This is a genomic window from Mycobacterium sp. 5-140-3-2 (genome assembly GCF_035666375.1).
GTDB lineage: Bacteria > Actinomycetota > Actinomycetes > Mycobacteriales > Mycobacteriaceae > Mycobacterium > Mycobacterium intracellulare.
Map to the genome: position 1 here is coordinate 2,394,651 of NZ_CP142025.1, position 8,368 is coordinate 2,403,018.

Below are 8,368 nucleotides of genomic sequence, written 5' to 3' on the forward strand. Positions count from 1 at the left end.
GCGCGGGCCGCATCGTCGACGCGCTGGGGCTGATTGCGCGGCTCCTCCGCGGCCCACTGCGCGGGCCGCTTCGTCGACGCGCTTAGGCTGATTGCCATGCAGTCGTGGTCTTCCCCACAGGTCCCCGTATTGGCGGGGCGCGGCCCGGAGCTTCGGCTGTATGACACCTCTGACCGGCAGGTGCGCCCCGTGGCGTCCGGGTCGACCGCCACGATGTACGTCTGCGGCATCACCCCGTACGACGCGACCCACCTGGGCCACGCCGCAACCTATCTGGCGTTCGATCTCATCTACCGCCAATGGCTGGATCTCGGCCACGACGTCCACTACGTCCAGAACGTCACCGACGTCGACGACCCTCTGCTGGAGCGCGCCGAGCGCGACGGCATCGACTGGCGGGAGCTGGCGCAGCGCGAGGTGTCGCTGTTCCGTGAGGACATGACCGCGCTGCGCATGCTGGCACCCCGCGAGTACGTCGGGGCGACCGAGGCGATCGCCGAGGTCGTCGAGCTGGTCGAGAAGATGCTGGCGTCCGGGGCGGCCTACGTCGTCGAGGGCGAATACCCCGACATCTACTACCGCGCCGACGCCACGCCCCAGTTCGGCTACGAGTCGGGCTATGACCGAGAAACCATGCTGCGCTTGTTCTCCGAGCGCGGCGGCGACCCGCAGCGGCCCGGCAAGACCGATCAGCTCGACGCCCTGCTATGGCGGGCGGCGCGGCCCGGGGAGCCCAGCTGGCCCTCGCCGTTCGGCGACGGACGGCCCGGCTGGCACGTCGAGTGCGCGGCGATCGCCCTCAGCCGCATCGGCAGCGGCCTGGACATTCAGGGCGGGGGCAGCGACCTGATCTTTCCGCACCACGAATTCACCGCCGCGCACGCCGAATGTGTCCGCGGCGAAAGGCGATTCGCGCGCCACTACGTGCACGCCGGGATGATCGGCTGGGACGGGCACAAGATGTCCAAGAGCCGCGGCAACCTGGTGCTGGTGTCGACGCTGCGCGCCCAAGGCGTCGAGGCGGCGGCCATCCGGCTGGGCCTGCTGGCCGGCCACTACCGCGGCGACCGGTACTGGAGCCAGCAGGTGCTCGACGAGGCCGTCGCCCGGCTGCAGCGCTGGCGCACCGCGACCGCGCTCCCGACCGGCCCCGACGCCGCCGACGTGATCGCGCGGGTGCGCCAATATCTGGCCGACGACCTCGACACGCCCAAAGCGCTTGCGGCGCTTGATGGTTGGTCAACCGATGCGCTCGAGTACGGTGGCCACGACGCCGAGGCGCCCCGCTTGGTGGCGACCGCGGTCGATGCGCTCCTGGGCGTGGCCCTGTAGTCGCGGTAAACCTATCGCGAGGAAAACCGCTCGCACGTTCTGCAACCTCTAGCGGAGTCGACGCGAAAGTCATGCATCCGCGGACGGCGCTTGAGCCGATTCAAGCCGTTCCTATGAGTTTGCTGAGGGGGCCTCGGCCGGTGCCCCGGCAAACTTATGAAACAGCTGTACAATCAGCATATTTAATTTACATATGTGTGAATTGAGGGGTAGAAAATAATTTGCTGTCCGCGGCCTACCCGAGTATATTTCAAGTAATACTGGTTCTAGAGGGGTGAGGTCCCGCGCGTACGAGGAGCGGGTCAGCTCGGTGGATATCGGGCAGACGGCGAGGCTGACCGGCAAGTCGCGATCGTAGTCGGCGGCACAAACAACGTGTGGCGGCTACCGCTGGGCCGTGCCGGCCCCGATGGAGAGTTACGACCGAACCCACGGAAGCTGCCTGATATGTATGCACGAAATACGCGCACTGCGCCCTTGAATTAAGTAGGGCTTCAGATGCACGGGGGTAAGGGGTCAGCGTGGCCTGTAGTTGGGCGCGATGTCGAGTTGCGACGATCGCTGGGGGCGCTCAGTAACGGCGAGTTCCAAGGCGTCGCGTTGGTCGGCGACAGTGGCGTGGGCAAGTCGACGCTGGCGCGGATGCTGGCCAAGACGGTGGAGTCGGCGGGGCGCACGGTGCGATTTGCGCTGGGCACTCAAACGGGTCGTGCTGTGCCGTTGGGTGCGTTTTCTCGCGCGGTGAGCCTTGGGGTGGCACACGAGCCGGCGATCATGCTGGCCGCCGCGCATCACACCTTGAGCCAGGACAAGAACCTGGTGGTGGTGGTCGACGACGCGCAGCTGCTCGATCCGCTGTCGGCCACCTTCGTCAATCAGCTTGCGGCCGGCCGCAGCGCGAAGTTGATCGTGACCATCCGGTCCGGCGATTCGGTCTTGGACGCGGTGACCGCATTGTTGAAAGAGCGCCTGTTGCTGACCGTTCACATCGATCCGTTCACGCGCGAGCAAACCGAGCTATTGGCCTGTGCGGTCCTGGGTGGTCCGGTCGACCCACGCTTGGTCGACGAGTTGTCGGAGCGCAGTGCGGGAAACCTGTTGCTCCTACGCGGATTTCTGACCGCCGGCCGCGAAAATGGGGCCCTGGTTCAGGGCGAACACGGCTGGCAACTCCAAGGCCCGCTGCGCGCAGATCGCGAACTTTACGACGTTCTGGAGTTTCAGCTGCGCTCGCTGACCCCAGCGGAGCTGGAGGTCGTGGAGATCTTGGCCACCGGCGAGGTGCTGGGGTGGGAGGTCCTGCGGGAGATCTGCGATGCCGACGCGATGGCGAACCTGGAGCGTCGTGGTCTGATCCAGTTGGTCGCCGACGGATCCCACGCTCTGGCGCAGTTGAACAACCCGATGCTTGGTGAAGCGGCGACCCGCCACGCCGGGATGGTGCGCATCCGGGAACTCAACGGCGAATTGGCGCGAGCCCTTCAAAAGCAGCAGCGGGCAGGGAGCCGGCTGCCGGGGTTGCCCGGCCCACAGGGACGAATTCGGCTGGCCCAGTTCATGATGCGAAGCGACCTACAGCCCGACCTGGAGATGGTCATCAAGGCGGGGATGGACGCGCTGGCGATGTCGAATGTGGGGTTGGGCGAGGAGTTGGCGAGGTTCGCGGTCGATCGCGGCGGCGGTCTGCCGGCCGCTCTGGTGCTCGCCGAGGCGGTGAGCTGGCAGGGGCGCGGCGAGGAGGCCGACGCCGTGCTCGTCGACGCCGAGCCCGACGGCGGCGACGAGTGGCTGATCGCGCGGTGGGGCTGCCTGCGCGCTGCCAACTTGTACTGGGGTTGCGGGGACGTCGAATCCGCCACCCAGGTACTCGATGACGTGAAAAAGCTTGTCTCGTCCGAGTTGTGCCTCCGCCTCATCAACGGGCTGGAGGTCTCCATGGCGTACTTCCGTGGCGACGTAGAGACGACGATCGAACTCGGGCCGGGCCTATGCCAACCCGATGCACTGCCGATGGCGACCGTGTGGGCGGTTTTCCCGACATGTTGTGCGTTGGCGGGAGCCGGGCGGTTTTCCGAGGTTCCCCGCTTGGCGGCCATCGGGGCGCGCGCGGCCGAGCTGTGCGGATTGGGACCGCATCGATTCAACATCGGCATGGCCGAGGTCATGGCGGCGACGGCCGCCGGCGACTATCGGGCGGCGGAGCAGATCTACGAGCGTTACGCCGCGATGGCCGCCGGCCTTCTTGCCGCGGAGGCCATGGTCGACGCGATGCTCGGGCTGGTGCAGGTAGCCCGCGGTGAGCTGGCGTCAGCGTGCGCTGTATTCACCAATGCCACTGCGGTATTCGCCCAGGGGTTTCCGTCGCCGTGGCTGATCGTGGTGGCCGCCCTCCATGCCCAGGCCGAGGGGGCGCGGGGCGACAGTGCGGCGGCCGCCGCGGCGCTGCGGCGAGCGGAGAAAAACTACGGACCGCATGTCGCGGTGTTCCTGCCCGAACTCGAGCTCGCCCGGGCCTGGGAACGGGCAGCTGCCGGTGACACGTCGGCCGCCCAAGCGCACGCGACGCAAGCGGCGCAGATCGCGCGAGCGGCCAAGATGCATGCGGTGGAGATGCGGGCACGCCACACGGCCGTGCGCTTCGGCGATCCCTCGCAGGCCACGCCGCTGGAGAAACTCGCTCGTATCCTGAACACCCCGTTGGCCGCGGCGGTCGCCGACCATGCCTGCGCTCTGGCGAAACACGACGGTGCCCTGCTCGATGCCGCTGCGGGTCGGTTCGCTGATCTCGGCGCATTGGCGCTTGCCGCGGACGCGTGGGCGCAGGCGGCGGGCGAGCATGGCCGCCGAGGCGATCGCGGCAAGAAATTTGAGTCGTCGACCCGGGCGCACGCTTTGGCGAGCCATTGCGAGTTGCACACACCGGCGGTCGAGAGCGCGGCACGCCCACTTCCCTTCAGCGGCCGTGAGCGCCAGATCGTCATGCTGGTCGCGGCCGGTTTGTCCAACCGGCAGATCGCCGACCAGTTGGTCATCTCGGTGCGCACGGTGGAGGGACACCTGTATCGGCTTTTCGCCAAACTCGGGATCAACACTCGCGAGCAGCTCATCTGCCTGATGCGCAGGGAGCCGTCCATGCGAAGCGAGTTGTCACGTCGCGGCGACGAGTCGCTGCGTTACGAGCGCCACGATCACCCGCGGACCGGCTGAGTCTTCGTCGGCAACCGATCGATTCGACGGGCCGCCACTCGATCTCCAGGCGCGCACCACTCGACTTGTGTCCGGATTCCGGCGATGCCTGCTCGAGGGACCATACCCTCCGGCACATGAGTGGCAGTCGCAAGCACGCGGTCGCGATCGTTAATCACGATGTCGGCCCGTCCGTACCCGCAGAGACGGCCTCGCCGTGGGAGTCGCCGACAGTCGAGGACCGACGCGCATCGGAGCCGTTGGCGCCGGCCTCGACTTCGTTGGACGCCTTCAGGCTTTATCTGGCGGGCGCGCGGTCCGGGTTTGTGTAGCGGCGGCCCAGGGCGTCGTCCGGTGGACGACAACGGCACTGGCTCGCGCCCGTCACGGACCAGCAGCAGTCTGGCCGCGACGTCGCCGGCTGGGGGGAGCGGGGAGATACATCGTTTGACACAGAGGGCAAATGGGTCGACGTGGCCCATCGTGGGACGCGATGCGGAGTTGCGCCGGTCGCTGGCCGCGCTGAACAACGGGGACTTCCACGGTGTGGCGCTGATCGGCGACAGTGGCGTGGGCAAGTCGACCTTGGCGCGCATGCTCGCGAAGACGGTGGAGTCGGCCGGGCGCACGGTGCGATTTGCACTGGGCACCCAAACGGGCTGGGCCGTGCCGCTGGGCGCCTTTTCGCGCGCGGTGAGCCTCGGGGTGGGGCATGAACCGGCAATCATGCTGGCCGCCGCCCATAACACCCTGAGCCAGGACAAGAACCTGGTGGTGGTGGTCGACGACGCGCAGCTGCTCGATCCGCTGTCGGCCACCTTGGTCAATCAGCTTGCGGCCGGCGGCGGCGCGCGGTTGATCGTGACGATCCGATCCGGTGAGCCGGTGCTGGACGCGTTGACGGTGTTGCTGAAAGAGCGCCTGTTGTTGACCGTTCACATCGACCCGTTTACGCGCGAGCAGACCGAGCTATTGGCCGGCACGGTTCTGGGTGGTCCGGTCGACCCGCGACTGGTCGACGAGTTGTTCGAGCGCAGCGCCGGCAACCCGTTGCTACTGCGGGGCTTTCTGACGGCCGGCCGCGAAAGCGGGACCTTGGTTCACGCCGAGCATGGCTGGCAACTACAAGGCCCGCTGCGGGCGGATCGCGAACTGCGCGACGCTTTGGAATTCCGGTTGCAGTCGCTGACTCCAGAGGAGTTGGAGGTGGTCGAGGTCTTGGCCATCGCCGAGGTGTTGGAGTGGGAGATCCTGCGCGACATCTGCGATGCCGACGCGATGGCAAACCTCGAGCGTCGTGGTCTGATCCAGTTGGTCGCCGACGGAACCCACACCCTGGCGCAACTCAATCACCCCATGCTCGGTGAAGCGGCCACCCGCCACGCGGGGATAGTGCGCTCGCGGCAGCTCAACGGCATCCTGGCGAAAACCCTTCGGAGGCACCTGAGGGCGGGCGGGCGGCGCTCGCACTTCGCCGATCCGCGAGGCCGAATCCGGTTGGCTCAGTTCATGTTGCGCAGCGACCTGGAGCCCGACCTAGAGGTGGTCATCGATGCGGCGGCCAGCGCACTGGCGATGTCGAACGTGGCGCTTGGTGAGGAACTGGCCAAGTTCGCGGTCGAACGCGGTGGTGGCCTGCCGGCCGCTCTGGTGCTTGCCGAGGCGGTGAGTTGGCAGGGGCGCGGCGAGGAGGCCGAATCCATTCTGCTGGACGTCGACCTCAGTGACGCCGACGACTGGCTGATCGCGCGGTGGGGCTGCCTGCGCGCCGCCAACTTGGCGTGGGGTTGCGGTGACGCCGAAACCGCGACGCGCGTAGTGGCCGAGGCGAGGCAGCGCCTCGTGGCCGAGGGCGCCCTCCAGCTGCTCGCCGCGCTGGAGATATCAATCGGGTTCTTCTGCGGCGACATTGAGACGACGATCGAGCTCGGGCCGCGTCTGTGCGAGGCCGACGTAGTGCCGATGGCGACCGTGTGGGCGGCCGTCGCGACATGCGGCGCCTTGATGGCGGCCGGGCGCTTTTCCGAAGTCAGCCGCATCGCCGCTGCCGGTGTGCGCGCGACGGCACTCTGCAGGGCGGGCGCGCAGCGATTCGCCATCGGAATGGCCGAGGTCATGGTCGCGACCGCGGCCGGCGACTACCCGGCGGCCGACCGAATCCATAGGCGCTACGCCGCGCTGGCCACCGGTCTCCCCGCGGCGAAGGCCATGGTTGACGCCATGCTCGGGCTCGTGCAGGTGAGCCGCGGCGAGCTGTCGTCGGCGTGCGCCACACTTGACCGGTCCATTTCGCAGCTGTCCCAAGGCTTTCCGTCGCCGTGGCTACTGGTGGTGGCTGCCCTGCTGGCCCAGGCCGAGGGGGCGCGGGGCGACGGCGCGGCGGCCGTCGCGGCGTTACGGCGTGCGGAGGAAACGTATGGACCCCACGTCGGGGTGTTTTTGCCCGAACTCGAGCTGGCCCGGGCCTGGGAGCGGGCAGCCGCCGGCGACACGACGGCCGCCCAATCGCATGCGATGCAGGCGGCGCAGATCGCGCGAGCGGCCGGGATGCACGTGGCGGAGATGCGGGCGCGCCATGCCGCCGTTCGCTTCGGGGACCGGTCACAGGCCACCCGGGTGGATGAGCTCGCCCGAATGCTGGGCTCTCCATCGGCGCAGGCGGTCGCTGACCAAGCCCGCGGTCTGGCGCAGCACGACGGTGATCTGCTCGATGTCGCCGCGCACAAATTCGCCGATCTCGGTGCGTTGGCTTTTGCCGCCGACGCGTCGGCCCAGGCGGCCGGCGAGCATGCCCGGCGCGGCGAGCGGCGCAAGGAGGTCGAGTCGTCGAGCTGGGCCCATGCTTTGGCGGGCCAGTGCGGCGTGCGTACACCGGCGCTCGAGGCCGCGGCGCGCCCCCTCCCGTTCAGTGGGCGTGAACGTCAGATCGTGCTGCTGGTCGCGGCCGGATTGTCCAATCGTCAGATCGCCGACCGGCTGGTTATTTCGGTGCGCACCGTCGAGGGGCACCTGTACCGGCTTTTCACCAAACTCGGCGTCAACAATCGCGACCAGCTCGTTCAGCTACTGAACCTGGATTGGTCCGCGACGCACGACGACGATTCGAGCACGTCATGACGACGGTTCCGCGCCGGCGGATGGCCATCGAACAGGCCGCGCTGGCCGCTCAAGCCGACCTTTCCCGGCCCGGCTGCCGCATTTGCGGGTCCATCGCCGCGGGGGAGCCGTGGCCCGTCGTCTGCGGCACGCCCCTCTGTCTCTCCCTGCGGCCGTCAACACAGGCCGGCGCCCGCGTCTTCGCCGAACAACAAAGGCAGCAATATCGCGAAACACGCTGCAGCAGAATCAAATCCGCGCTACCACGCGAATTCTCGGCGAACTCTGCCTGACGCTACCAACGGTCACTCTCGCAAATCGCGCTCACCACTCTATGTGCGCGTCCGGACTACGCTACCCGGCTTGATAAGGCCGACAACAGGATTGAAACCCATACGCTCCCGGTCATGTCGAGACCGATGCTGGGTCAAGCCCCCTGGCGCCCGGTCCAAAACAGCACGTGCAGTGAAGTGCGCGACCCATGCGACAACGACGTTTGGAGGCCCGGTGAGTACCAATCCGTTCGACGACGACACTTGCAGCTTTTTCGTCTTGATCAACGACGAAGAGCAGCACAGCCTATGGCCTGCGTTCGCCGATATTCCGGCCGGCTGGCAGACGGTTTATGGCGAAGCGGATCGCGCCGCGTGCCTGGAGTACATCGAACAGAACTGGCCCGATATCCGGCCGAAGACGCTGCGGAACAGGCTGGCGGCAGCGCGCCAGGCTTCTGACAGGTAGACGGCAAAGGGAA

The 8,368-nt window shown here is 67.5% G+C and carries 5 protein-coding genes; all 5 read left to right on the forward strand.

Translation table 11 applies throughout. From position 1 onward, the window contains the following. Positions 1 to 96: 96 nt before the first annotated feature. The gene (mshC, locus tag P6281_RS11425; RefSeq protein WP_008256229.1) at positions 97 to 1,332 is read left to right on the forward strand and encodes a cysteine--1-D-myo-inosityl 2-amino-2-deoxy-alpha-D-glucopyranoside ligase; all 1,236 of its coding nucleotides are present in this window, start codon (positions 97 to 99) and stop codon (positions 1,330 to 1,332) included. Between the two features lie 549 nt (positions 1,333 to 1,881). Then, positions 1,882 to 4,539, forward strand: coding sequence for a helix-turn-helix transcriptional regulator (locus P6281_RS11430; protein WP_014380012.1), 2,658 nt, complete (start codon positions 1,882 to 1,884; stop codon positions 4,537 to 4,539). Positions 4,540 to 5,001: 462 nt separating this feature from the next. Continuing rightward, positions 5,002 to 7,635, forward strand: coding sequence for a helix-turn-helix transcriptional regulator (locus tag P6281_RS11435; RefSeq protein WP_324738885.1), 2,634 nt, complete (start codon positions 5,002 to 5,004; stop codon positions 7,633 to 7,635). A gap of 20 nt (positions 7,636 to 7,655) precedes the next feature. Then, entirely contained in the window at positions 7,656 to 7,907 is a 252-nt protein-coding gene (locus P6281_RS11440; protein WP_324738886.1) for a hypothetical protein, read from the forward strand. 214 nt (positions 7,908 to 8,121) lie between these two features. Further along, positions 8,122 to 8,355, forward strand: a complete 234-nt coding sequence (locus P6281_RS11445) for an MbtH family protein (protein ID WP_008256233.1) — start codon at positions 8,122 to 8,124, stop codon at positions 8,353 to 8,355. Positions 8,356 to 8,368: the final 13 nt, after the last annotated feature.

What these genes read in the sequence shown, in the direction of transcription:
- mshC (WP_008256229.1), top strand. Translation starts at nt 97, where the DNA reads ATGCAGTCGTGGTCTTCCCCACAGGTCCCCGTATTGGCGGGGCGCGGC.
- P6281_RS11440 (WP_324738886.1), top strand. Translation starts at nt 7,656, where the DNA reads ATGGCCATCGAACAGGCCGCGCTGGCCGCTCAAGCCGACCTTTCCCGG.